General features: G+C 38.6%; 26 protein-coding genes and 2 pseudogenes. 22 read left to right on the plus strand and 6 right to left on the minus strand.

Annotated features, from left to right (window positions below):
* The first annotated feature begins 44 nt into the window (after positions 1–44).
* The 5 genes and pseudogenes from QFZ73_RS16930 to QFZ73_RS16945 all read left to right on the plus strand — a co-directional run bounded on the left by QFZ73_RS16930 (position 45) and on the right by QFZ73_RS16945 (position 4,021).
* On the plus strand, positions 45–185 hold the full coding sequence (locus QFZ73_RS16930; protein WP_214793556.1) for a hypothetical protein: 141 nt from the start codon (positions 45–47) through the stop codon (positions 183–185).
* Positions 186–1,787: a sodium:solute symporter family protein gene (locus QFZ73_RS16935; RefSeq protein ID WP_307268480.1), complete on the plus strand. Its 1,602-nt coding sequence runs from the start codon at positions 186–188 to the stop codon at positions 1,785–1,787.
* A gap of 393 nt (positions 1,788–2,180) precedes the next feature.
* Positions 2,181–2,423 carry a hypothetical protein gene (locus QFZ73_RS16940; protein WP_307268483.1) on the plus strand — a complete coding sequence of 81 codons (243 nt, stop codon included), beginning with the start codon at positions 2,181–2,183 and terminating at the stop codon, positions 2,421–2,423.
* Between the two features lie 60 nt (positions 2,424–2,483).
* Positions 2,484–2,843 (plus strand): annotated as a pseudogene (locus QFZ73_RS28960) (YiiX/YebB-like N1pC/P60 family cysteine hydrolase); the annotation flags it as partial.
* Between the two features lie 122 nt (positions 2,844–2,965).
* Positions 2,966–4,021, plus strand: a complete 1,056-nt coding sequence (locus QFZ73_RS16945) for a hypothetical protein (protein WP_307268487.1) — start codon at positions 2,966–2,968, stop codon at positions 4,019–4,021.
* A gap of 123 nt (positions 4,022–4,144) precedes the next feature.
* On the opposite strand, the gene QFZ73_RS16950 is transcribed toward QFZ73_RS16945, so the two are convergent.
* The gene (locus QFZ73_RS16950; RefSeq protein WP_307272852.1) at positions 4,145–4,639 is read right to left on the minus strand and encodes a L,D-transpeptidase family protein; all 495 of its coding nucleotides are present in this window, start codon (positions 4,637–4,639) and stop codon (positions 4,145–4,147) included.
* A gap of 205 nt (positions 4,640–4,844) precedes the next feature.
* On the opposite strand from QFZ73_RS16950, the gene QFZ73_RS16955 reads away from it, so the two are divergent.
* The 3 genes from QFZ73_RS16955 to QFZ73_RS16965 all read left to right on the plus strand — a co-directional run bounded on the left by QFZ73_RS16955 (position 4,845) and on the right by QFZ73_RS16965 (position 6,652).
* On the plus strand, positions 4,845–5,183 hold the full coding sequence (locus tag QFZ73_RS16955; RefSeq protein WP_034309801.1) for a hypothetical protein: 339 nt from the start codon (positions 4,845–4,847) through the stop codon (positions 5,181–5,183).
* Between the two features lie 165 nt (positions 5,184–5,348).
* Positions 5,349–6,074 (plus strand): ZIP family metal transporter, encoded by a 726-nt coding sequence (locus QFZ73_RS16960; RefSeq protein WP_207438902.1) that lies wholly within the window; start codon positions 5,349–5,351, stop codon positions 6,072–6,074.
* 215 nt (positions 6,075–6,289) lie between these two features.
* Complete coding sequence (locus QFZ73_RS16965; RefSeq protein ID WP_251432617.1) at positions 6,290–6,652, plus strand: hypothetical protein; 363 nt, start codon at positions 6,290–6,292, stop codon at positions 6,650–6,652.
* Positions 6,653–6,764: 112 nt separating this feature from the next.
* On the opposite strand, the pseudogene QFZ73_RS16970 reads toward QFZ73_RS16965, so the two are convergent.
* Positions 6,765–7,689: pseudogene (locus tag QFZ73_RS16970) on the minus strand (NAD(P)-dependent alcohol dehydrogenase).
* 268 nt (positions 7,690–7,957) lie between these two features.
* Between QFZ73_RS16970 and QFZ73_RS16975 the strand changes: the two are divergent.
* The 4 genes from QFZ73_RS16975 to QFZ73_RS16990 all read left to right on the plus strand — a co-directional run bounded on the left by QFZ73_RS16975 (position 7,958) and on the right by QFZ73_RS16990 (position 10,317).
* Complete coding sequence (locus tag QFZ73_RS16975; RefSeq protein ID WP_307268496.1) at positions 7,958–8,527, plus strand: dihydrofolate reductase family protein; 570 nt, start codon at positions 7,958–7,960, stop codon at positions 8,525–8,527.
* Positions 8,528–9,232: 705 nt separating this feature from the next.
* Positions 9,233–9,742 (plus strand): DUF6773 family protein, encoded by a 510-nt coding sequence (locus QFZ73_RS16980; RefSeq protein WP_251432626.1) that lies wholly within the window; start codon positions 9,233–9,235, stop codon positions 9,740–9,742.
* A 13-nt stretch (positions 9,743–9,755) separates the two neighbouring features.
* Positions 9,756–9,953, plus strand: a complete 198-nt coding sequence (locus QFZ73_RS16985) for a helix-turn-helix transcriptional regulator (protein ID WP_034309784.1) — start codon at positions 9,756–9,758, stop codon at positions 9,951–9,953.
* A 109-nt stretch (positions 9,954–10,062) separates the two neighbouring features.
* Positions 10,063–10,317 (plus strand): sigma-G-dependent sporulation-specific acid-soluble spore protein CsgA, encoded by a 255-nt coding sequence (locus tag QFZ73_RS16990; protein WP_207438891.1) that lies wholly within the window; start codon positions 10,063–10,065, stop codon positions 10,315–10,317.
* A gap of 45 nt (positions 10,318–10,362) precedes the next feature.
* Here QFZ73_RS16990 and QFZ73_RS16995 read toward each other — a convergent pair whose 3' ends face one another.
* Both QFZ73_RS16995 and QFZ73_RS17000 read right to left on the minus strand, forming a co-directional pair.
* A complete protein-coding gene (locus QFZ73_RS16995; RefSeq protein WP_307268516.1) occupies positions 10,363–11,010 on the minus strand; it encodes a hypothetical protein in 648 nt (215 codons plus the stop codon).
* Between the two features lie 250 nt (positions 11,011–11,260).
* On the minus strand, positions 11,261–11,494 hold the full coding sequence (locus QFZ73_RS17000) for a hypothetical protein (RefSeq protein WP_307268520.1): 234 nt from the start codon (positions 11,492–11,494) through the stop codon (positions 11,261–11,263).
* 555 nt (positions 11,495–12,049) lie between these two features.
* On the opposite strand from QFZ73_RS17000, the gene QFZ73_RS17005 reads away from it, so the two are divergent.
* The 6 genes from QFZ73_RS17005 to QFZ73_RS17030 all read left to right on the plus strand — a co-directional run bounded on the left by QFZ73_RS17005 (position 12,050) and on the right by QFZ73_RS17030 (position 15,251).
* Entirely contained in the window at positions 12,050–12,268 is a 219-nt protein-coding gene (locus QFZ73_RS17005; protein WP_251432638.1) for a DUF1659 domain-containing protein, read from the plus strand.
* Positions 12,269–12,311: 43 nt separating this feature from the next.
* Positions 12,312–12,530 carry a DUF2922 domain-containing protein gene (locus tag QFZ73_RS17010; RefSeq protein WP_063235182.1) on the plus strand — a complete coding sequence of 73 codons (219 nt, stop codon included), beginning with the start codon at positions 12,312–12,314 and terminating at the stop codon, positions 12,528–12,530.
* Between the two features lie 52 nt (positions 12,531–12,582).
* Positions 12,583–12,738 carry a YvrJ family protein gene (locus QFZ73_RS17015; RefSeq protein ID WP_057913045.1) on the plus strand — a complete coding sequence of 52 codons (156 nt, stop codon included), beginning with the start codon at positions 12,583–12,585 and terminating at the stop codon, positions 12,736–12,738.
* 156 nt (positions 12,739–12,894) lie between these two features.
* The gene (locus QFZ73_RS17020; RefSeq protein WP_251432644.1) at positions 12,895–13,161 is read left to right on the plus strand and encodes a KGG domain-containing protein; all 267 of its coding nucleotides are present in this window, start codon (positions 12,895–12,897) and stop codon (positions 13,159–13,161) included.
* 114 nt (positions 13,162–13,275) lie between these two features.
* Complete coding sequence (locus QFZ73_RS17025) at positions 13,276–13,740, plus strand: KGG domain-containing protein (protein WP_307268529.1); 465 nt, start codon at positions 13,276–13,278, stop codon at positions 13,738–13,740.
* A 164-nt stretch (positions 13,741–13,904) separates the two neighbouring features.
* Positions 13,905–15,251, plus strand: coding sequence for a DUF3238 domain-containing protein (locus tag QFZ73_RS17030; protein ID WP_307268532.1), 1,347 nt, complete (start codon positions 13,905–13,907; stop codon positions 15,249–15,251).
* 90 nt (positions 15,252–15,341) lie between these two features.
* Here QFZ73_RS17030 and QFZ73_RS17035 read toward each other — a convergent pair whose 3' ends face one another.
* Positions 15,342–15,734 (minus strand): thiol-disulfide oxidoreductase DCC family protein, encoded by a 393-nt coding sequence (locus QFZ73_RS17035; RefSeq protein ID WP_137020835.1) that lies wholly within the window; start codon positions 15,732–15,734, stop codon positions 15,342–15,344.
* A gap of 401 nt (positions 15,735–16,135) precedes the next feature.
* Between QFZ73_RS17035 and QFZ73_RS17040 the strand changes: the two genes are divergently transcribed.
* The 3 genes from QFZ73_RS17040 to QFZ73_RS17050 all read left to right on the plus strand — a co-directional run bounded on the left by QFZ73_RS17040 (position 16,136) and on the right by QFZ73_RS17050 (position 19,846).
* The gene (locus QFZ73_RS17040) at positions 16,136–17,107 is read left to right on the plus strand and encodes an acyltransferase family protein (RefSeq protein ID WP_251432655.1); all 972 of its coding nucleotides are present in this window, start codon (positions 16,136–16,138) and stop codon (positions 17,105–17,107) included.
* Between the two features lie 637 nt (positions 17,108–17,744).
* Positions 17,745–18,863 carry a D-alanyl-D-alanine carboxypeptidase family protein gene (locus QFZ73_RS17045; RefSeq protein ID WP_307268538.1) on the plus strand — a complete coding sequence of 373 codons (1,119 nt, stop codon included), beginning with the start codon at positions 17,745–17,747 and terminating at the stop codon, positions 18,861–18,863.
* A 470-nt stretch (positions 18,864–19,333) separates the two neighbouring features.
* Positions 19,334–19,846, plus strand: a complete 513-nt coding sequence (locus QFZ73_RS17050) for a DUF3189 family protein (RefSeq protein ID WP_307272856.1) — start codon at positions 19,334–19,336, stop codon at positions 19,844–19,846.
* Positions 19,847–20,223: 377 nt separating this feature from the next.
* Here the strand turns inward: QFZ73_RS17050 and QFZ73_RS17055 are convergent, their stop codons facing one another.
* Positions 20,224–20,403: a small acid-soluble spore protein H gene (locus tag QFZ73_RS17055; protein WP_251432660.1), complete on the minus strand. Its 180-nt coding sequence runs from the start codon at positions 20,401–20,403 to the stop codon at positions 20,224–20,226.
* A 252-nt stretch (positions 20,404–20,655) separates the two neighbouring features.
* Here QFZ73_RS17055 and QFZ73_RS17060 point away from each other — a divergent pair, with 252 nt between their 5' ends.
* On the plus strand, positions 20,656–21,108 hold the full coding sequence (locus QFZ73_RS17060; protein WP_307268545.1) for a GNAT family N-acetyltransferase: 453 nt from the start codon (positions 20,656–20,658) through the stop codon (positions 21,106–21,108).
* The last annotated feature ends 48 nt before the right edge of the window (positions 21,109–21,156 follow it).

The following is a 21,156-nucleotide window of genomic DNA, read 5'->3' on the forward strand; positions in this document are numbered from 1 at the left end:
TATTTAACTATTGATTATTTCTATTTTGATAAGGGGGTCAAGAAATGGGTGAGTTGATTTTCTCTTTAAGTTATGGGGGTTCCTTAATTGTCATGGGGTGGATCACGAAGGTTTTCCTAGTGAAAATGAAAAAGAATCAAGAAGAAATAAAAGCAAAAGATCCGATTGAAAAGGTGGGGATGTAAGTGGCCTTTCTGCTTGGCATTATCGTATCCTTTTGTGTGTATGTCTCGATCGGCATCTTTTTATTCAGGAAAGTGAAAAGCTCAGAGGAGTATTATGTATCTGGGCGAAGCGGAAATACATTGATGATAACCGGTACGCTTGTTGCCTCTTTCCTAAGTACCGTATCATTCATGGGAGAAGCGGGATTTTCCTATGAAGGGTATCCGATCCTACTGCTGATCCTCGTTATTTTTAATGCAAGCGGCTATATATTCGGAGTCTTCCTGTTTGGCAGGTATTTAAGAAGAAGCAAATCATTGACGGTTCCTGAATTTTTTGGTAATCGCTTTCATTCGAAGAAGGTAAGACTGGCAGCTGCCATCACGACGATTCTCGGAATCTCTGCATACTTGGTTGCCGTTACCCAAGGGGCAGCCGTTTTATTGGCCGAGGTTTCCGGTGTTTCCTATCCAATGGCCTTGGTGATCATGTGGGTGGTGTATTCATCCTTTACCATTCTCTCAGGTGCGAAGGGGGTCATGGTGAATGATACGGTGATGTTCTTTTTATTCTCAATCGCAACGTATCTGAGCTTTCCTTATATCATCAAATCTGCGGGCGGGTTTCCTGATGCCGTTACTAAAGCGGCAAACCTGGCCGAGCGACCTGATTTATTAAGCTGGCATGGCATTACCGGACCTGCCGCAACGATGGGAACTCCTTGGGAAGCATTGGCCTGGGCAGTCATCATGGGCTTGGTCTGGGGCATTGTCATTGCAGTGAGTCCATGGCAAAGCAGCCGATATTTAATGGCGAAAAATGAACACGTAGCCATCCGGGCCGGTGTTTGGGCAACGATATCCATCTTGACCGTCTATTTGTTCCTCCATATCAGTATATCGACAATCACCACCATCAAAGCGGACATCGCACCGACGGAAAAGGTATTCATTTGGGCAGCGATGAATATTGTCCCGACATGGCTTGGTGTCATAATCGTTAGCGGCATCATGGCTGCGGCATTATCTTCCTGTTCGAGTTTCCTTCAGATAATAGGAAGCAGCATTACACGGGATATCATGGAACAATCACGGAAAAAGGAATACACAGATCATCATCTATTACGGGCCAGCCGCATTTCCATGGTCGTGATCAGCTTGATCATCTTATTGATTGGATTGTTCCAGCCGCCTGCCGTCATGTGGATCGGCTACTTTGCGGCTACATTATTTGCGGCATCATGGGGACCGATTGCCATTTCAAGCGTATTTTCAAAGAAGGTAACGAAAGAAGGAGCCTTTTGGAGCATCGTATTCGGCTTCTTTGGTGTGATATTCGGAGAAAGCCTCGGCATGTTCGGAGTAAGCCTTCCTGTCTACTTTAATCCTGTAATCATCGGTTTAATCCTAAGTATAGGCGCACTGATACTTGGCTCCAAGTATGGAACGATTACAATGGAAGAAAGGGAGTTTCATGCAAATATCCTTCAAGTCCCCATTGAAATAAATGAGCAAAAAGAAATGAACATCACCCGCAGATACCCAGCCTATTTAATGATCAGCGGCGTCATGATCATCATGGTTACGCTAGTGTTTTATTATTGGCCGATAAATATGAATTGATAGAAATGTACTCATTTTATGGCAGGGGAGATCCCTGCCTTTTTTTGAGGTAATTTTGATTTGTAATAGATAGAAAAATATTTCCCTCACCATGCCACCTTCTCCTACTCTCTGTTTACCCCAACCTCAAATCGTGGACTATCCCCTCTAGCTCATAAGCGAATTGTGAGAATGCTAATTTTATAGACAAAGAAACAGATATGGACGTAGAGATAAATACACAGAATTATCATAACTTTTTAAAAAATAGAACACATCGAATGATACTATGGAACTAGGATAAAAATCATGGTTATTTAATAAGAAGGGAAGATACTTTAAAAACTTAAATTAAGCCAAATAGCCATATTATGAAGTTGAACTTAACCAAAATATCTTAAGGGAGTTGTTTTTATGAAACTGAAAAGAAGCATATCTATATTATCATCCCTCGTTATTCTTGGAATATTTTCGACACCAACATTTGCAAGTGAGAAGGAACCTAATACAAAAATGCCATCCATAGAAGAACAACTTCATGATTTTCAGGAGTTTGAGGAAAGAATAAATGATGGTGATGCCAAAATATACAATGATAAAGAAGTGGATGCAAGCTTGAAAAGTGCTCCTGCAACATTCGCGACAACAGGAACCTAACCGACGAGAAAGGGAGTTGTTTTAGTAACCGATGATCTTAGAGAGGATAGCCTTGTTGGTCATGCAGGCATAGTTACTAAGGAGGGGCAAGCGATTGAAAGCTTTCCGGATGGTGGAGTTCAATATAAATCTGCTAAATGGACTACAAGATACAAAAAAGTTTGGGGAGTTACTACTTCTGGTACCGCTGCTTCTCAGGATGCAGCGGCAGCCGATTGGGCTGTTTCCAAAAAAGGAAAGCCATATAATATGAACTTCTTTGATATTGAAAATACAAATAAGTTCTATTGCTCTCAATTAGTATATAAAGCGTATAAAACGAAAACGGGAGTCAATGTAAACTGGTTAGGTGGAATTGTAACACCTGCTGATATAGTAAATACCACTAAAACGTATACAATTTATAAGTTTATTAAATAGTTTTATTGTCACATATAAACAATGTGTATATATGAATGTCAAAAATGTTCAGCTTCATAATATGTCTATTTAATTTTAAAAACGGTGTAAGCATCAAAAAAAATTTTAAAGGATGCTAGTTTATGAAAAAAATCATGTGTCTTATATGTACCATGATAGGGTTAGTATTAACGGCAAGCTGCAGTTCTCAAGCGAGTGATACCTTGATTGAAAATTATAAGTATGGGATCATTTTATCAAACCAACAACTGAATGGTAAACTTCAGTTATATGATGAGGAAGGTAAGTTTCTCGGCAGTAAAAAACTAAAGGCAAGTGGTATAGATGAAAATGGTGCCTCAGCTTTAACTGGACCCTACTATGTTAATGGAAAATGGTATATTGGCGCTTGTTCAGATTTAAAAGCTCAAGATTTTATTTTAGAGATAGATAGTGGTACGTTGGAAGTGAAAAAAATCCCATCAAATATTGGTGAAATGTATAGTTATACTGGATTTTTAATTCAGAAAAATAGGCTATATACATTCTATTCAGCACCAGGTGAAGCACCTATAATCAAATCAAGTTTATCTGATCATAAAAAGATCAATCAAATCGTAATAGAAGACGATAGTGTATTGCTCCATTTGATCCCTTATGGAGAAAAACTCGTACTTATATCTGATAAGGCAGGAAAACAAGGTATGAAAATACGAATTTTAGATGACGATACGTTTAATATAGAAAAGGAATATAGGATAGAGGATTACTCAGTTTCATATGATGCTGTACTAAAGGGTGATAAATTGTATATGATCCCAAATAGCGATGAAAATGATTCTTCGACGGATAAAGTAATCGTATATGATTTACTGAATGGGAGCAAGGAATTGCTTGAATTGCCCTTTAACGATCCAAGATATATAAAGGAAGTGGATAATAAATTATATATTGTAGAACAAGATTTAGAATCCGATCATCATTCCATTGCCATAATGGGAATGGATGATCATCAAATAGAAGATGTAGTTACTTTTAAACATACAGTACGGGACGTCGTAATAGATAAAGATACTATGGTATTAAGCAGTGATGATAAAGTATATGTATATAATATAAACAATTTTGAGTTGATCAAATCATTTGATATAAAAACGGATGATCATTTGATGTTTGGTAGTTTATTGGTAAAACCTTAATAAATGTAAAGAAAACAAAGTAAGAAAGACCAGTACTCTAAATTTTAGGGACTGGTCTTTCTTATGAATATGAAAAAATCGAGGTTGAAAAAGTGTACAGGTTTCCCTACACACTTAAGAGAATTAAGGATGAATCGAAACCAGTGTCCCGATTGGAACAGTCCTTGATATTTCCTCCACGTCCCGATTATGCATGCGAATACAGCCTTTTGACACGGCTTTACCAATCGAACCGGGATCGTTCGTTCCATGAATGCCGTAGTGCTCCTTGGATAGACTCATCCACATTGTACCGAATGGGCCTCCGGGGTTGGGGGCTTTATTAATGATGATGAATTGTCCTACTGGTGTACCGAACAGCATTCTTCCAACGGCGATTGGATATTGTTTTTGCAGTACTCCATTTTTTAGCAGCCTTAGCTTCCGATTGTTAACCGACACATCGATCTGAAATGGAATGGTATCAGGAGGGGGAAAACCAGGGATCAAAATGGGTTGACCAGGATAAATGACATTTGGATTTATTGTCGGGTTAGCATTGATGATTGCCGATAGCGGTTTCCGGTAGTCCCTGGATATCTGTGTCAGTGTTTCACCTGGTTTAACTGTATGAATCAGACTGAACACCTCCATAGGTTATAGTTGTCATGTTTCATTCTATGTGATTTTTAAAAAGTGTTTCGTAACTTACTGTTAGCTGTTATCTGTTTTTAATGAAATTAATATGTTAAGTAACTAAGCCGAAAAGAAACCGAAATGAACTTTTGATAAAATAAGTTTTTATGGAGAAGATTTTTTTGTTAGTTAAAGAGGGGGAATAAGGGTGGAGGAACATGTGAAAAAGGCTTTAATCGAATGGAATGAAGAAATCAGTGATGTATTAAATGGGATAGAAAAAGAGTATGAAGAAGTTAAGCGTGACCTTCAGGTTTATTCCTATAAATTCAATATCACCAAGCAAGTTGTACAATCCACTATAAATGATGAAATTATTCGAAACATCCGCGAGCTCTATCATAAACCTTTTGAACAAAAATTGAACGAATTGAAAGAGTCTATAAAAGAGTTGGAAGAAAAGAGAAAGGTTTTCCAAATGTTTGTCGATAAGATTGAAAAGGTTAGTGAAAGGGAAGAAGGAAAACCGCAAATATCAGTCATATAAGGCAGCGATGCACCATAATCGGAAAGACTCTACTATCTTTTCATACTTCTACTACGGCAGCGAATATAACTGCTTTTTTTTGCTGGAATTTGCAAAAAGCGGCCCCTTGTTTACCCCAACATCTGCCCGGGTACACTATCCTATAAAAGGAAATGGGGGAATTCTATGTGGAATGCGGTCTTTTGGGGAGGGGTTTCGGGTTCTGCTGTCCTGCTTGGCGCACTAGCCGCCATCTTCATTCCGATAAAGAAAAACATCATTGGCTATATTATGGCTTTTGGTACGGGTGTATTGATTGGTGCAGCGGCATATGAGCTGCTTGCTGATTCGGTGAGTGATGGAGGAATCTGGGCGACGGCGATCGGATTCATCGCAGGGGCAGCCGTGTTTACCGCCTTGGATTTTCTTATTTCCAAAAAAGGTGCGGATAAAAGGAAACGGTCCAATAATAGCTCTTCGAAGGAAGCGGGATTAGCCATTTTCATCGGGACGGTTATGGATGCCATACCGGAGTCGATCATGATTGGCGCAAGCTTGATAAGCGGTGGCTCGGTAAGCTGGCTATTGGTCATTGCCATCTTCATCAGTAATATTCCGGAGGGGCTCTCAAGTACAACAGGTCTGCTGAAAAGTGATTATTCCAAGAAGAAAATCATGCTGCTGTGGTTTTCCGTCCTGCTCATTTCGGCACTATCCTCGATGTCGGGCTATCTATTCCTCGATCATGCCCCGGACTATGTCCTGGCAGCGATGGCAGCCTTTGCAGGCGGAGGGATCATCGCCATGATCGCCTCAACGATGATGCCTGAAGCATATGAAGACGGAGGACCGATCACGGGGATATTCACCGCAGCCGGCCTGCTTATATCTTTGGTTCTGGATTCGATGTGATAACGAAAAAGTGAGATTGTCCCCTTGGAAAGAAAGGGGGCATCTTTTTGTGGGGAAGTTAATCACGGCACGGCGGATTTTATAAATCTATCATAGAAGGAAATGCGCTGGCGAAATAAGGGAAGCTATCTCTAAAGAAGAATTGCTGGTGTTAAAATATCATTTCAAAACATACACTCTACATATAGATTTTAGACATTGAGGGGATGTTAGAAATGAACTTCGAGATGCAAATTGCGAATATGTTGGCTGAGAATATAAATGGTTTCATTACATTCGTCCGGGAAAATCATGAAAATGAAAACAATTGCTTTTGTTTAAATAGAGATAAATTGTATCAATTGAAACTTCTTGTTGAGGAGTTCAAGTTTCAAGTCTTGGCAGATGAACTTAAACGAATCAATCGGTTTACCTGGGATGAAAACTACACGCATTTATTAGTCGAGAGATTCAGAAAAGGGATGGGCATCATTGAAGAGTACGTAGAAAATAACTACAGCGATTTATTCATTTTTACCGCTAGACTTTACACATTGAATAGCCTCAGCTTAACATTTTGCAAGGAGGAAGCTCTGTGATGAAAGTGGACCCCAATTATATAAGAATTATGACGTCATACCCCTTCAGATCCAATTGTCTAAGGGGTATTTCCATGTCCAAGAGGCTAGTTAAAACATGTGGAAGGTTTTGTCAGGGTTTATCATGATGAACAGTTATGACGACATTTCCCTTTTTATGTCCTTGTTCTACATATCTATGAGCCTCGGGAATCTGTTCCAGCGGGTAGCGTTTATCAATGACCGATTTTAACTTTTCTGTTTCGATTAGCTCTTTGAGAAATAGTAAATCTTCCGTACGTTCCTTTGCTATCCCTTGTCCTTCGACGGACACGTATCTCCCGTTCGGGGTCAGTGCTTTCTTGCAATTGGCTTTCGAGTTTTTCCCGACTGCATCAAAGATGATATCATATCGCTCTTGTCTTTCCGTGAAATCCTCTTCCGTATAATCAATTACCTTATCGGCTCCCAATGATTTCACCAATTCAAAATTAGCGGCACTGCATACTCCGGTAACTTCTGTTCCAAAGTATTTGGCTAGCTGTACGGCTGAAGTGCCTACCGAACCGGATGCACCGTAAATGAGGACCTTTTGTCCGTCCTGGATATTGCCTTTTCTGAAAAAATGCAGGGCTGTCGTTCCCCCAAAAGAAACGGAGGCGGCTTCCTCGTAGGTCATATTGGCAGGCTTCATTGCGATTGGCCCGTCTTCAGGTAAACAGGTGTATTCGGCATGGGCTCCAAAATTCATTCCAGTCATGGCAAAAATCTGGTCACCTGTTTTAAATTTTTTCACATTCTTCCCTGTTTCCTCTATTTCCCCGGCCAACTCCACCCCGAGTATCGGTTTTTCGCGGTTTTCTTAGACCCAAGAAGATCCGCATCGGCAGCCATAACAAGAAGGGGCTCTTGAAACTCCGGACTCTTATGTCCCCTGAAGCCACTGTTGCCGCGTGGACCTTTACCAGTATTTCGTTGTCCTTGGGTGTTGGCTTTGCTACCTCTTTGAGTTCCAGTACATCGGGTGAACCGTATTTTGTGCATACCATTGCTTTCATCGCGAGTCTCCTTAGTTTTTGATGCAATCTTTTAATACTATGATAGAAGCTGTAATATAAAACTACATGTTTGCGAAACGGAAGAAACTTTTGAATGAATGCTTAAAAGCAGTAGGAGTACGTTCAATTCGGATAATGCCGCGAAGGCTACGGCTTTTGCTGGTACACGATTTGTCCGGCTTAGGCCAGACGCAAGTGTGTTGAGCGTTCGAAGCCTTATGATTTTTTCCAACAAGGGAAATTCTATAGAACAAAAGGAGATAAAAGTATGGCCATTAACGAAAGACCAAGAAGAATAATTTTAGATTTAGCCGTTACATTAGATGGCTTTATTGAAGGGCCGAAAGGAGAAGTGGACTGGTGCATTATGGACCCTGAAATGGGGTTCATTGATTTCTTAAATGATATTGATACTATTTTATATGGAAGAAAAAGCTATGAATTATGGGGACAATATACTCCGGAAAATGAAATATCCGAAACTGAAAATGAAATTTGGAAGTTAGTTCATGGCAAAGAAAAATTTATGTTTTCTAAAACAAAAAAAGGGACCGATAATAAAGTAACAATCATAAATGATAATATTGTTGAAGAAGTAAATGAATTAAAGAAAAAGCCTGGTAAAGACATCTGGCTTTATGGCGGGGCAAGTCTTATTACATCTTTTATAAGATTTGGGCTGGTTGATGAATTCAGGTTATCTGTTCACCCTGTTATTTTAGGGGAAGGAAAACCTTTGTTTATTGACATAAAGGAGAGAGTGAATCTAAGACTGATCGATACAAAAAGATTTTCCTCTGGCGTTGTTCAACTTTGCTATCATCTTAATGAAGGATAAGCATGATGATAGGCTTAATCCAAGGTGAAAATAAATTTCTTCTTCAAGTAATGGAGGAGTTTGCGGCATGAGGATCATTGAAATGATCATGTAGATAAAAAGAGTAACTCCATTTTGATCAATTTTTTTTCAAAATGGAGTTTTTGTATTTGCTGTTACTGGAAGGGGATTTATTATTGAGTTCATAAACAAATTTATAGAATGTAAAAAACCCTGTTCATTATAAAAATAAATAAACGCTGTTCTTCCTGTATCTACGTAGGAAGTAGCAGCGTTTTTTTGTTATGAGTTTAAAATGGCTGCTTAAATGGAGTCCCGATGTAATATGGAACATTTGATTCCTTCACAGACAATCATATGGCAGCATATTCATGATCACCGTCATTAAATCATTGGCTGTCTTCGTCATCATTGCCCTCTATACTTGGTTTGGTATTATTTAAAATCATGAATTTACGAGTAAAACCTTGAAATTCACGAGTAAAACTCCAAATCTCACGAGTAAAAGCTTAGAATTCACGAGTAAACCCCCAAAACTCACGAGTAAAACCCTAAATAAGGCTAGTGAGGTACCTATACTGATGTGTGGGTACCCCTTATTATGCATTTTGCAATTTATAAATTATAAAATGTAATATATATGTTGCAAAGAGTTAAATAAATCATATAATAAGGGTGAGCGATGGAATTAATGGAGGTCGATAGATGATGAATGTATTTAAACGAACGAAAAAGATCACGGATGAGCGGGTTGAGAATGTAAGAAATAAAATTTATAAAGAAATGTATTACGTCGTCTTGGCCATTTGCCTGGTGAGTGCACTTTTCAAACTATATAAATATGGTGCAGGCAGCGGGGAGTTATATCTGGAATTCGTGATCATTGTTGCAGGAGGGATGTATTACTTAGCCCGTTCCATTTTCTTAGGTGTATTCTGGGATGAAGTGGAAATGCATGACCGTACCAGCAAAACACCGATGAGCAGGAAGACGATTCTTGGTACGGTTGCTTTGGCACTCATCATCGCTATATTCATGGGGGTGAATAGTGCTGTATCCTATGCTGATGGCAGTTCCCAGGGCGTATGGTATTTTGTATTGGTATCGTTTGTATCCGTTATGATCTATTTGCCGATTTTACTTCTGTTTTTTGGTGGTATATACTTGCTGGCAAAGAAAATCGGAATGAAAAATAGCGAAGATAATAAGAAATAGTAGGTGCCTTTCCTTGAAAAATATAAAACTGAAGCTAGCGAGAGTAGAAAAGGACTTGTCACAAGAAGAACTGGCCAAGATTGTTGGCGTTTCCAGGCAAACGATAGGATTGATTGAATCCGGAAAGTATAATCCCTCATTAAGTTTGTGTGTCGGTATTTGTAAAGCATTATCCCGTACATTGGATGATTTGTTTTGGGAGGAAGACTGATAAGGGTATCCATTGACTTGGGTATCTTTTTTTTTAGGAATTTATCATCAAAAAATGGGGGAAGGTATAGCATGTAAGCAAAAATCTAACATTCGAGAGGGATGGTTTGATGGATCGTACGATTGGTTACTTACGTGAGATATTATCTAACTATACGGACCAATATCCTGAAGCGCAGGAAATTTATAATAAAATCAAAAGCGGACATTTTCATTCTGAAGAAGAACTCGTCAATAAGCTTTCCGGTAAAGAAGCCAGTCTCCTTAACCACATTCTTCCTCAGGAAATTAAGCATGCGAAGGAAGCTAGTGATACGGAACGGGTCACGCAATTATCAGAGGTATATGAACTGATTCTTATATGATAAAACCTTGTCCATGATGATCATGGACAAGGTTTTATCGGTTTTTTATTCCATTTCACTAAGTGAATCCATATGACTGGCTATCATGGCGATGATCGTGCTTGCTTCTTCTTTGCTGAAAATGAAATTCGTTTCATCCTTTATCAGGTCATCATCCGGTGTCCGAATCCGATTGATCCGTTTCAGCACACCATCACCTGTTTCCTGCACGATACCAAATTGATAGGTGACCTCGACTTCATTATCCTGGATATAGGCGGTCACTTCAGGCGTTTCCCAATCTACATCGATTTCGTATATATCGGAATCCTCGCCGTCTGGATCATACGAATCATCATTATCATCATCCATATCCATATCATATTCGTAATCGGTATCATCCTCTTCCAGATAGTTATGGAAGCTCTCATGGACAGCATCGACGATATCTTCAATGTCTGAAAGGATGACCTTGCTGATCTGCCCTAGGTCCGGATCGAATGATTCCATATAAAATTCCTCGTTATATGGATCAAAAAACAGCGTGGAAAAATAATCCCTCTCATTGTCATCCAGCTCTGTATAAAACTCGATGCGTGGATGTTTAGACCCGCGCTCCACGATCATACTGCCATTGCGGTCGTATTTCTCACAAATTGATTGAAGATGATCCTGCAATTCCCCGCTTACTCTGTCAAACCATTCTAATGACATCAACATCCACTTCCTTTCGTGATTATTATTTCCCAGAAAAGGAGAACATGACGTGCCATTTAAAGCCAAATGCTTAACAAAAAATGAAAATTGTCAGTTATAAAAAAGTAATGTAAAGGAAAAATAAGATGAAATGAATATCTAATTAAAAATCCCAGGATTAAAGGTGGAAAAAATTCCAATGACCTTAAGGCTATTCCGTATGTATGGCAGCGATTAATGTAGTTTTTAGACGGAATTTTTTGTACTATTAACTTCCTATAAATGATTGTGTTGTTGTTCCCCAACTGATTTGGGAGGAATACTTTTTGACTTTATCATTCTTAACAAGAGCATCTTGATCAGGGTCATACCAAGCAAATTTTCCTTTTTGCTGGCTGATGCTTGATACTCCTACACCCAAGCCTTCCTCTAATTGTTTCTTATAAATAACAAATGTTTCTCCGTTTTCACTAACTTCTCCTATGATGTCATCCTTTGTCATCTTTTCTTCTTTAATGCCATGATTAATTGTTTCTTCTTTGGTTTTAAACTATTTCAATTCACCGGCTCCATCATCCGCTATTGCAGAACACCCTGTAAGTGCAATCATGGCAATAGCAAAAGATAACACTACCTTCATTTTAAAAACCCCTCTTTTAAGAAAAGATGTAGTACTTACATAATACATTCGATGTAAATATATTTACAATATATAGAAAATGTTTTCCTGCAATACAAATTTGTTGAAGGCTTAAATGGAAGTCATCTTTTGCAAATGCAGTGTTGAAGGTTGGAGAAACAACTCATGCTATCCGATATGCCGGTTTTGCAGATTCAAAGGGGAAAGCAGGTTACCAATTGCATTACATTTATAGACGTGGGAAAAAACAAAATGAATCCTTTTTTTCTGTGAAGTTTTTACATAAAGTCAAAACGAAATACGGATCAAAAGCTGCTCAAATGGGCGGCCTTTTATTCGTTTCCCTGAAGAAATTTCAAGACCATGCTACTTTCATACCGTAAGAGTTTATATAGAGTGTGAAAGGGGGTGAGTGGCATGGCAAACCAGATTCCAGTATCAAGTACGTTGCGAATCGATTTTGAGTCGGGATTAAATGAAAAAGGGGCTATCGTTTTCAAGCGGAGGACATTTTCGAACATCAAGGTCGAGGCGACGGCGGATCAGTTGTTTTCGACAGCCGTTGCAATCACAAGTGTGCAGAATCATCCAATGGGTGAAGTGACCCGAGTGGATACGTATTCATTGATTGGCTAATCGGTTTTTTGAAAGATGTCGGAAGAGGGGGAGGTGATTTGTTATGGCTAAAGTACTTGAATTGATTTTCGTTACCGAGGAAGGAAAGTCAGCGACGATTTCCGTTGATAATCCGAAGGAGCCGGTCGAAGTGAATACGGTTAAACTGGCAATGGAAAAAATGATTGCGGGGAATGTGTTCGTTACATCTTCAGGGGATTTCGTTGATTTGAAGGCGGCGCGCCTTGTCGAGCGAAATGTCGAGGAAGTGGAACTTATCTAACGAATGGAAAGGTCATCTTTGTTGGACACACTTGAAGTGAGGTGAATGAATAGTGGATCAAATCCTGCCATTTGTCAGTGATATTGGTTTCCCGATCATTGTTACCCTTTATTTGCTTCATAGGATTGAAACGAAATTGGATACTTTGAATGAAACCCTTGTGGAGCTGCCAGATCGCCTGCGAGAAGGGATTCCCAAGTCAGGTTAAGGATAGGCGGGGAGCATCATGAATGATATCATTCATGATGCTCTTCCTTTTGAAATGGAAAAGTTTTAATAGATTCTAGTTTTATATCAAAACTATCGGGTATACATAAAACTGTAGCTAGTTCATAAAAAATCCCAATAATAAGGAGGAGTTTTAATGACTAACAACAATGAAAAAATGAGCAGGGAAGAAGCTGGCCGCAAAGGCGGGGAAGCTACAGCAAAAAATCATGATAAGGAATTTTTCCAAGAGATTGGACAAAAGGGCGGAGAGGCCACTTCCGAAAATCATGATAAGGAATTCTATCAGGAAATTGGACAAAAGGGCGGAGAGGCACGAGCCAATCAGCGTGACGGGTCCGATGATGGAAAAATGAGCAGGGAAGAAGCAGGACGCAAGGGCGGGGAAAAAAGTCGACGCTAAATAAAAGAAGCGACCTGAAGTATTTAGTTGTTTCTAGTTTTATAGCTGTTCAGGCGGGTACATGACATATGTAGCTAGTTCATGGAAAATCCCAATAATAAGGAGGAATTTTTAATGACTAACAACAATGATAAAATGAGTCGTGAAGAAGCAGGACGTAAAGGTGGAGAAACAACAGCGAAAAATCATGATAAGGAATTCTATCAAGAGATTGGCCAAAAAGGCGGAGAAGCGACATCCGAAAATCATGATAAGGAATTCTATCAAGAGATTGGCCAAAAAGGCGGAGAAGCGACATCCGAAAATCATGATAAGGAATTCTATCAAGAGATTGGCCAAAAAGGCGGAGAAGCGACATCTGAAAAACATGATAAGGAATTCTATCAAGAGATTGGCCAAAAAGGCGGAGAAGCGACATCCGACAGTCATGGCAAGGAATTCTATCAGGAAATCGGCGAAAAAGGCGGAGAGGCACGCGCCAATCAACGAGATGGCGACGACAGCTCTGACGGTTCCAGTAATGGAAAAATGAGCCGGGAAGAAGCAGGACGCAAGGGCGGGGAAAAAAGCCGCCGTTAAAATATAATCCAGTGAAACTTATAAATGACCGAGGGAGTAACCATTCCCTCGGTTTTTTTATGCCATCAGCAAGTGTCCCGTGGAACTAACCTTTACAGCACATTGCAAAGTGTGCTTGGAGATTAAAGTGGGTAAAGAAATAATACTTAGAAAAGGAAGAGGTGATGAAGAAGTTGATCGCTCATTATTCATTCCCCCGTTTAAAAGTAGGCAGAGTTGTATTCACTGCAAGGCATTCATTGCTTGCTCTCGGTCTTGCTGGAATCGCTTATCTCATTTCCGATAAGAGGAAGCATCAAGCGGTATTCAAAACGGCTTCGTTGATGTGTAAGATCGAACGGAAAGAAGATGCCATAAAGCTTATTTGGCCTGATGAAGGTGGTTTCTATCGGGTATTTAGGGGGCAAAAGCTGATTTACAGCGGTTCGGAGCCAAGGGTTGCAGATCGGGGCCTGACTCCAGGAACCATCTATACGTACACGATAGAAAGCTTGAATGAAAAAGAACAGCCAGTGAACAGGATGAAAATACAGACATCAACGACCGCCGAGAAGAAAAAAGAGGATAATATCCTTTTGGATTTGGTATTCACCACGATTGTCGCAAATGGCCAAGCCAGCCTGGAATGGGAGCCCATCAAAGGAATAGAAGAGTATACGATTTACCGAAACGGCGAGGATTTTGGAAAAGTGTACGGATGTTCCTTCAGTGATCGGAGTATTCGTGAAGATCAGGAATACACATATACCATAAAAGCTAAGCGGCCCCTGCCGCGGTCAGAGCAGGAGTCCTATGCAGTGAAATCCCTTGTAGCGAGTATTGTCGGTGCCGTAAAAAAAGGTTCATCCCAAGCACAGGCAGCGATTGAGGAAATAACGAATACAAAAAAGATAGGGCCTGTAAAACAGCTTTTACAGCAAGTTGAAAACGATGTGGATGGTAAAAAGAAAAGAAATTGGCAGCTGCGCTATTCCACCTTTTTACCGGAAGAGTGGCTGAAAAACCCCAATCTTGCCTCAAAGGTTCCTTATTTTAAAGGAGACAACCGCGGGTTTGATCCTGAATCACCCCGTTACCGGACCAGGGTCGATGTGTACATTCACGAAAAGGAAAGTGAAGCCGAGATTGAATTTTCCAAAGCAGTCGGAAAAAGTGAAGCCTACAACCATGATGGGGATTTTCTCGAGGAAGGAGTGGCCTCGGATGAAGACATTGTAGTGAAACGAGTATTATCCAATCATGAGAAAACGACAATCCAGCTGAAACACTCCGTAGGCAACCCGATCATCATTTCTCCTGCCGTGGATTATAAAGTGATCGGGACCTTTTACCGAAATGGCGAAATCAATATCGCCGGCTATCATGATCAGGCACCGCATCACGAAGTCTACCTAAAGGAGGCAGATGGCGAAAACTGGGAACCGCTGCACCTAGCGGAAAACAAAGGGCTCGAAATGATGGCGCATCCTACGGCCAATCATTTATGGAGATACTCCACATTTACACAATGATATGGACGAAAAGCCAAGATCGCTGATCGTCCTTTTTTTTGTTGATACTAGAAAGTTGACTATTTCAAATACAACAAATACATTGTTTTTTTATAAAAATCGCTTTCGGACACTTGGCGACGGCAGCATACAGCTTTCTTCTTTCTTTCCGAACCATTTGTAACGATTTCTGGCAATGAAATCATAAACGAAGTTCCGGATGAAGCTAGGAACGATGATGAAGCCGTAAAGCAATTTCCATGCCCCCTGTAAACGGCGGCAAATCCTCAAGGCTGCAGATGATTTATAGTAGGCCTTATCCCTTTCGATCAGGACCATGCTATCTATATCTGCAGGAACATCATACTTCTTCAGCAACTCTTGTCCCGCCTCACTTTGAAGCGAAGCGTAATGAAAAAGCCCCTGAGGATCCCGCTTTATAATGAACTGGACACTCGAATCGCAAAAGTTGCATTCACCATCAAATAAAATGACCGGATTCATGAACATTCCTCCTATAGAGAGACGTTATCATACTCATGCTTATATCATACACTACCCGTTTTGGTAAGGCGAAAACGTCTGGAACTGTTTGGAGCTTTGAAATGCTGGAAGTGATTGTTCGTTCCGGCAAGTCACTAAACGGGTGCGTTAGCGCCATAAGAAGGCCGCATTTGGCGGTGGACCCTGATTAGGTAGTTTTTTTGGTTTATGTCTCTGTTATCAAACTGTTATTTTCCATTAACTATACTGTAAACAAGCTATGTTATGGTAGATACTCCAATGAAGTTCCTTTAGTAAAAAGCCGGCAATCCTTTATTAGAGGAAAGCCGGTTTTTTCATTCAAACCATGATTGAGGATTAGGAGATATAACTAGTAGTTTCTTTATAGGAGGAAAGATTTTATGAAACGTGATCCTTATTTTGATAATGCGAAAGCCGTTTTAATCGTACTAGTGGTTTTGGGGCACACATTAGCTAGAATGGTAGAAGAAAACGAATGGATTTTAACTATTTATTTGTTTGTTTTTTCATTCCATATGCCAGCTTTTATTTTAGTATCCGGCTATTTTTCAAGAAAGATAAAAAGTAAAAAGGACCTCTGGGTGCTAATAAAGAAAATATTATTTCCCTATGTAATATTCCAGGTGATTTATACCTTCTATTATCAGAAGTTATTTGATGAACCAATTGAATTCACAATTTTGACTCCAAGATGGGCCTTATGGTTCTTAATAAGCTTATTCTGTTGGAATATATTATTGTTAATATTTTCTTCTAGTAAATATGGAATCGTTTTTTCAATAATTGTATCTCTAATAATTGGTTACATTGGTGAAGTAAATGAATGGTTAAGTTTGTCGAGAACGTTCTTTTTCTTTCCTTTCTTTTTAGTTGGACATTTTTTAGAAAAAAACCATTTTGAATGGGTTAAAAAGAAAAGTAATGCCCTAATAGGCTGGGTTGTACTGGGGGTAATCTTCACCGGTATTTATTTCTATGGTGAAATTACTTGGAGGGAATGGTTTTATGGTCGTTTAGGTTATAAGGAATTAATGGAAGGTTCCATTGCCCTCGGTTTTATATATAAGTTGATCGTTTATTTAATTATGGGAGCAGCAACTTATTGTTTTTTTTGTATCGTTCCTAAAAAGCATACATTTTTTACTGAGATAGGATCCATTACATTAGTTATTTATCTTTTTCATATGTTTATTCTGGAATATGTTTATAACTCATTTATTTATGATTGGATCAAAGAAAGTGGCCAATATTATGTATTATTAGTCATACCTGTAACCATAATATTTATATTATCAAGAAAACCGATTGTAAAAGTGGAATGTGTGTTAATAGGAATGAAAATGAAAACATAACAGAATTACACAAACATGAATATTTCATATAAGTAATGTAAGTATCAAGCACCAAAAAAGTGACTCGCCCTTCAGTTTGAAGGGTTTAGAATGTAGACAAACTCGATGATAATCAAGTTTATCTACAGTTTTTATGAGGGTTTGTAAAACCTCGAACGTCGATTTCCACTCCAGGCACTCGCTTTCCGCGGGCGGTCCGGGAGCCTCCTGGGCGCTTTTGCGCCAGCGGGGTCTCCCCTCGACCCGCTTTTCCCGCAGGAGTCTCGCACCTTCCGTTCCGATCAACTTTGTTTTGAAATTCAGATAAAACCCCTTTTGTCTACAAACTCAGCCCTTCAGTTTGAAGGGTTTTTTCATGAAAAGATATTATCAGGCAGGAGGACCTCAATCGCCATCAAGACCTAATTCGATTTACAAAAAAACTATCTATTTAATTTAAATGGAGCCTCCCACTAAAAGGGCGATGACCCTTATAAAGTTATTTCAGGAAAGAAAATGAAGGTCATTAACCGAAATGTTTCCAAAATTATTAAAGGGTAATTACTTTTGTATTTCACTTTCAATAAATCATCTCTAAACATTCAGATTTGTTTTATTATGACTATATAAGATTTTACTATCATTAAAGGAGCGGCATATGAAAAAGTTTTTCTTCATCTTCATTTTGGCTTTAATCCCTTTCGCCTCAACGACTGTAAGTGCAGAATCTGACTTACCTCTCAATAGTGAAGCCGGGATCATTATTGATGCGAAAAGTGGAAAAGTATTATACGAAAAAAACATGAATAAAAGTATGTATCCAGCCAGTCTAACGAAAGTTGCCACGGCTATATATGCTATAGAACACGGGGATCAGAACGAACTAGTGACTGTTAGCAAAAAGGCAGCGGATGCAGACGGATCTTCGGTATTCATTGAACCTGGGGAGGAAATAGAGCTCTCGAAATTAATTGCAGGAATGCTAATCAACTCCGGAAATGATGCAGCCATCGCAATTGCCGAGCATATGTCTGGTAGTGAAAAACTGTTCATGGAAGATTTGAATGAGTTTTTAAGAAAAGAAGTAAACGTCACCGATACTCATTTTACGAACCCCCATGGATTGTTTGACAAAGACCATGTAACTACAGCCAGTGACCTTGCGAAAATTACCCAATATGCAATGAAAAATGAAACTTTCCGTGAGTATTTTGGGAAGAAGGATTTACCATGGAAAGTGGAAACATGGGACACAACACTAGTTACCCATCATAAAATTTTAAAAGGCGAACTCCCCTATAAGGGAATAACCGGCGGGAAAACCGGTTTCGTCAGTAAATCCGGCTACACCCTGATATCTACTGCTACTAGAGGAGAACAGGACTTGATTGCCGTCACTCTTAAAGCTCCTTCAGACAAGGTTGCCTACTCTGATACTGAGCTTTTATTCGACTATGGCTTTGAAAACTTTACATCAGCCAAAATTGATAAAAAAAGCATGCTTTATTCAGCGGACTACTCTCATTCCTACAGGCTGAACGAAAACTTATATTATACTCATTTAATTAATGATGAACTTAGTATAAAAACGAGTAATGATGGGATTCTCTCCATCATGAACCAAGAAGGGAAAGCAATAGAATCCTTTGACCTTAAAACGGTCGCTGATGTCAGGAACACAGTATTGAATGCCTCGATTGAAAAGGAAACAATCAATCAGAAGCTAATAAATTTTCTGTCCCAGGATGGGGAGGGGTTTTCATTTTTATCATTCTGATAACGTTTTTTCTAAAGAAATCACCGACTGGCAAGTAGAAGCGTTGCGCCTTATACATACCCCAGACACTAAAGGGGAGCTTATAAATCATAAAAACAAATAAAAGAGTGCACTTATTATACTTGACTAATAGGTGTACTTTTTATTTTTTTTAACGATTTTTATGATTTATGTCTTGATAATTCCAGGACAGGAATATTCTTATCGAGGTACCGTAAAAAGGTCGTGTTTATAGATAGGGCAACTTAATTATGTGAATCAAGAGTATATGACTAAATTCGATATATTTCCCTAAAATATGTGGGGTATATGTATGTATTCCATTTATGAAACTAACGGGGTAGTTTGTTGTAGAGGAGAGTATGTCGCATTTGCCACATATAGTGTAATAAAAGCTAAAATAATCAGCTGTATTGGAAATGGAGTATATGACCATAATAGTAGTAAATAAAACTATTAGGGATGATGTCATGTTGTATATCTATAATGATTATGGGGGTACACATACCACGTCTTTGGCTGCCGCATATCATTTAAAACAATTACCTCAATCGGAAAGAAAATTAACTTCGGAAGAAATATTAAATGTAAAATATTTTAATAAATTAACGAAAGAAGATTTTGGAAAGCTGATTTTTCGCGGGACCGATGAAGAGGGCGACTCAGTTTATACAATTGGACATAAAAGAGACAAACTTGTTGTTCCAGCATTAAAAGAATTGACTTTACTACTAGAAGAGAAATTTCATTTTAACGAAAAAATAGTATTCTCCAATACATCACCAACTGTACCTATTGCTATGTCTATAGGGGGATATTTATCAAGAGCATTAAAAATTGATTTTATAGGTGTACCATTATTGGTTGTAGGTGCCAAACAATGCTGTGATAATATTTTTCGGTTGGTTGAAAATACGAAACAAATAGGGAAAGCAACGAATGGGGAAAAAGTGATTATATTAGAAAATGAAATATATAAGTAATACTATTAAATGTTTTATATCTGTTAGTAAAAAATTGCTTAGCCGATAGGAATCCGTTTATTGAAAATAGCAGGTTGTTAACTTAATCAGGAATTCCAGAATTGAATTAGAAGTAATAGGATATACAGTAATAAACTTAAATGTCGATATATATTAAGTCGACAATTGATGTGCTATAGAAGAGGTGGTGCTTGTTCATTTAACGGGTGCTTTACTTCAATAAGAAAAAGGGTTGCTGCGGCAACCCTTTTTCTTATTGAACTTTTAGGGGCAGGATAGTTCAACCAGGGGATAGATTGTTAAAGAAGATGGTAAATGAACTTAATCGAAAAATAAACCACCACCCGAAAGTGGAGGTCTATTATTGAATGGGGAAATTACTGTTCTTTTAAGCTGGTTACAGAAACACTTTGTTTTTTATTTGGATCATCAAGGGTATGGATTGTAGCTGTTCCATTTTGTTCATCCACGTGCTCAATGTAGATACTTTCCTCATTATAGGTTACATTAACCATATTTGGTGAAGAAGCAATTTCTTCTGCTCGTTGTGCGTTCATTTTAGCCACCTCCTTTGAAGTTGCAACATGTATAATATTTGTTCCGAATTACTTAGATATACATGTTGTAATTAAAATTCTTCCAATAATCCCTTACACCCTTACTTAACTAACTGGTGCGTTAGCTGAAGATCGAGTTATATTTAAGGCAGCTTTTAATCATTTCGACTAACGTGGCAGGCTAGTTCAAAAGATTAAAATCAGTGGTCTGATATAATTACAGAAAATTAAAAAAGTTTAGGGGGATGTAAAATGAATAGTAAAGGATTTTCGATTTCTACTAATAAAAAGTATTTAGATGTAGATTTAATACATGATTTTTTGAATCAAGAAGCTTACTGGTCAAAGGGGATACCCAAGGAAACAGTAATAAAGTCAATTGATAATACGACCTTATGTTTTGGGGTTTATAAGGGTGAAATAGGTAATGAAGTAAGTGAACAAGTTGGATTTGCAAGGGTAATAACAGATTTAGCAACACATGCGTATCTTTGCGATGTGTTTATATTACCTGACTATCGTAAATTAGGATTATCAAAATGGTTAATGGATGTTATCACCAACCATTCCGAACTAGAAGGGGTTCGCAGGTTTATGTTAGCAACTAATGATGCACATTCATTATATAAAAAATACGGTTTTAATCAGATCGATAATCCAGAGCTATTTATGCAAAAAGTCCGTAAATCCCCATTACAACAATAAGGTTATTTTCATTAACTCAAAAGGGATTAGACCCTGCATAATCGTGCA

Source organism: Peribacillus sp. V2I11, assembly GCF_030817135.1.
Taxonomy (GTDB): domain Bacteria; phylum Bacillota; class Bacilli; order Bacillales; family DSM-1321; genus Peribacillus; species Peribacillus simplex.

Excerpts from the sequence above, each read along its gene's own strand:
- QFZ73_RS17035 (WP_137020835.1), bottom strand. The coding sequence starts at position 15,734 with ATGAATCCGGTCATTTTATTTGATGGTGAATGCAACTTTTGCGATTCG.
- QFZ73_RS17030 (WP_307268532.1), top strand. The coding sequence starts at position 13,905 with ATGAAGAAGTTGATCGCTCATTATTCATTCCCCCGTTTAAAAGTAGGC.
- QFZ73_RS17010 (WP_063235182.1), top strand. The coding sequence starts at position 12,312 with ATGGCTAAAGTACTTGAATTGATTTTCGTTACCGAGGAAGGAAAGTCA.
- QFZ73_RS17025 (WP_307268529.1), top strand. The coding sequence starts at position 13,276 with ATGACTAACAACAATGATAAAATGAGTCGTGAAGAAGCAGGACGTAAA.
- QFZ73_RS17055 (WP_251432660.1), bottom strand. The coding sequence starts at position 20,403 with ATGAACGCACAACGAGCAGAAGAAATTGCTTCTTCACCAAATATGGTT.
- QFZ73_RS16940 (WP_307268483.1), top strand. The coding sequence starts at position 2,181 with ATGAAACTGAAAAGAAGCATATCTATATTATCATCCCTCGTTATTCTT.
- QFZ73_RS16945 (WP_307268487.1), top strand. The coding sequence starts at position 2,966 with ATGAAAAAAATCATGTGTCTTATATGTACCATGATAGGGTTAGTATTA.
- QFZ73_RS17020 (WP_251432644.1), top strand. The coding sequence starts at position 12,895 with ATGACTAACAACAATGAAAAAATGAGCAGGGAAGAAGCTGGCCGCAAA.
- QFZ73_RS16965 (WP_251432617.1), top strand. The coding sequence starts at position 6,290 with ATGAACTTCGAGATGCAAATTGCGAATATGTTGGCTGAGAATATAAAT.
- QFZ73_RS16980 (WP_251432626.1), top strand. The coding sequence starts at position 9,233 with ATGATGAATGTATTTAAACGAACGAAAAAGATCACGGATGAGCGGGTT.
- QFZ73_RS16975 (WP_307268496.1), top strand. The coding sequence starts at position 7,958 with ATGGCCATTAACGAAAGACCAAGAAGAATAATTTTAGATTTAGCCGTT.
- QFZ73_RS16960 (WP_207438902.1), top strand. The coding sequence starts at position 5,349 with ATGTGGAATGCGGTCTTTTGGGGAGGGGTTTCGGGTTCTGCTGTCCTG.
- QFZ73_RS16995 (WP_307268516.1), bottom strand. The coding sequence starts at position 11,010 with ATGTCATTAGAATGGTTTGACAGAGTAAGCGGGGAATTGCAGGATCAT.
- QFZ73_RS17040 (WP_251432655.1), top strand. The coding sequence starts at position 16,136 with ATGAAACGTGATCCTTATTTTGATAATGCGAAAGCCGTTTTAATCGTA.
- QFZ73_RS17060 (WP_307268545.1), top strand. The coding sequence starts at position 20,656 with ATGAATAGTAAAGGATTTTCGATTTCTACTAATAAAAAGTATTTAGAT.
- QFZ73_RS16990 (WP_207438891.1), top strand. The coding sequence starts at position 10,063 with ATGGATCGTACGATTGGTTACTTACGTGAGATATTATCTAACTATACG.
- QFZ73_RS17045 (WP_307268538.1), top strand. The coding sequence starts at position 17,745 with ATGAAAAAGTTTTTCTTCATCTTCATTTTGGCTTTAATCCCTTTCGCC.
- QFZ73_RS16930 (WP_214793556.1), top strand. The coding sequence starts at position 45 with ATGGGTGAGTTGATTTTCTCTTTAAGTTATGGGGGTTCCTTAATTGTC.
- QFZ73_RS17000 (WP_307268520.1), bottom strand. The coding sequence starts at position 11,494 with ATGACAAAGGATGACATCATAGGAGAAGTTAGTGAAAACGGAGAAACA.
- QFZ73_RS17005 (WP_251432638.1), top strand. The coding sequence starts at position 12,050 with ATGGCAAACCAGATTCCAGTATCAAGTACGTTGCGAATCGATTTTGAG.
- QFZ73_RS17050 (WP_307272856.1), top strand. The coding sequence starts at position 19,334 with ATGTTGTATATCTATAATGATTATGGGGGTACACATACCACGTCTTTG.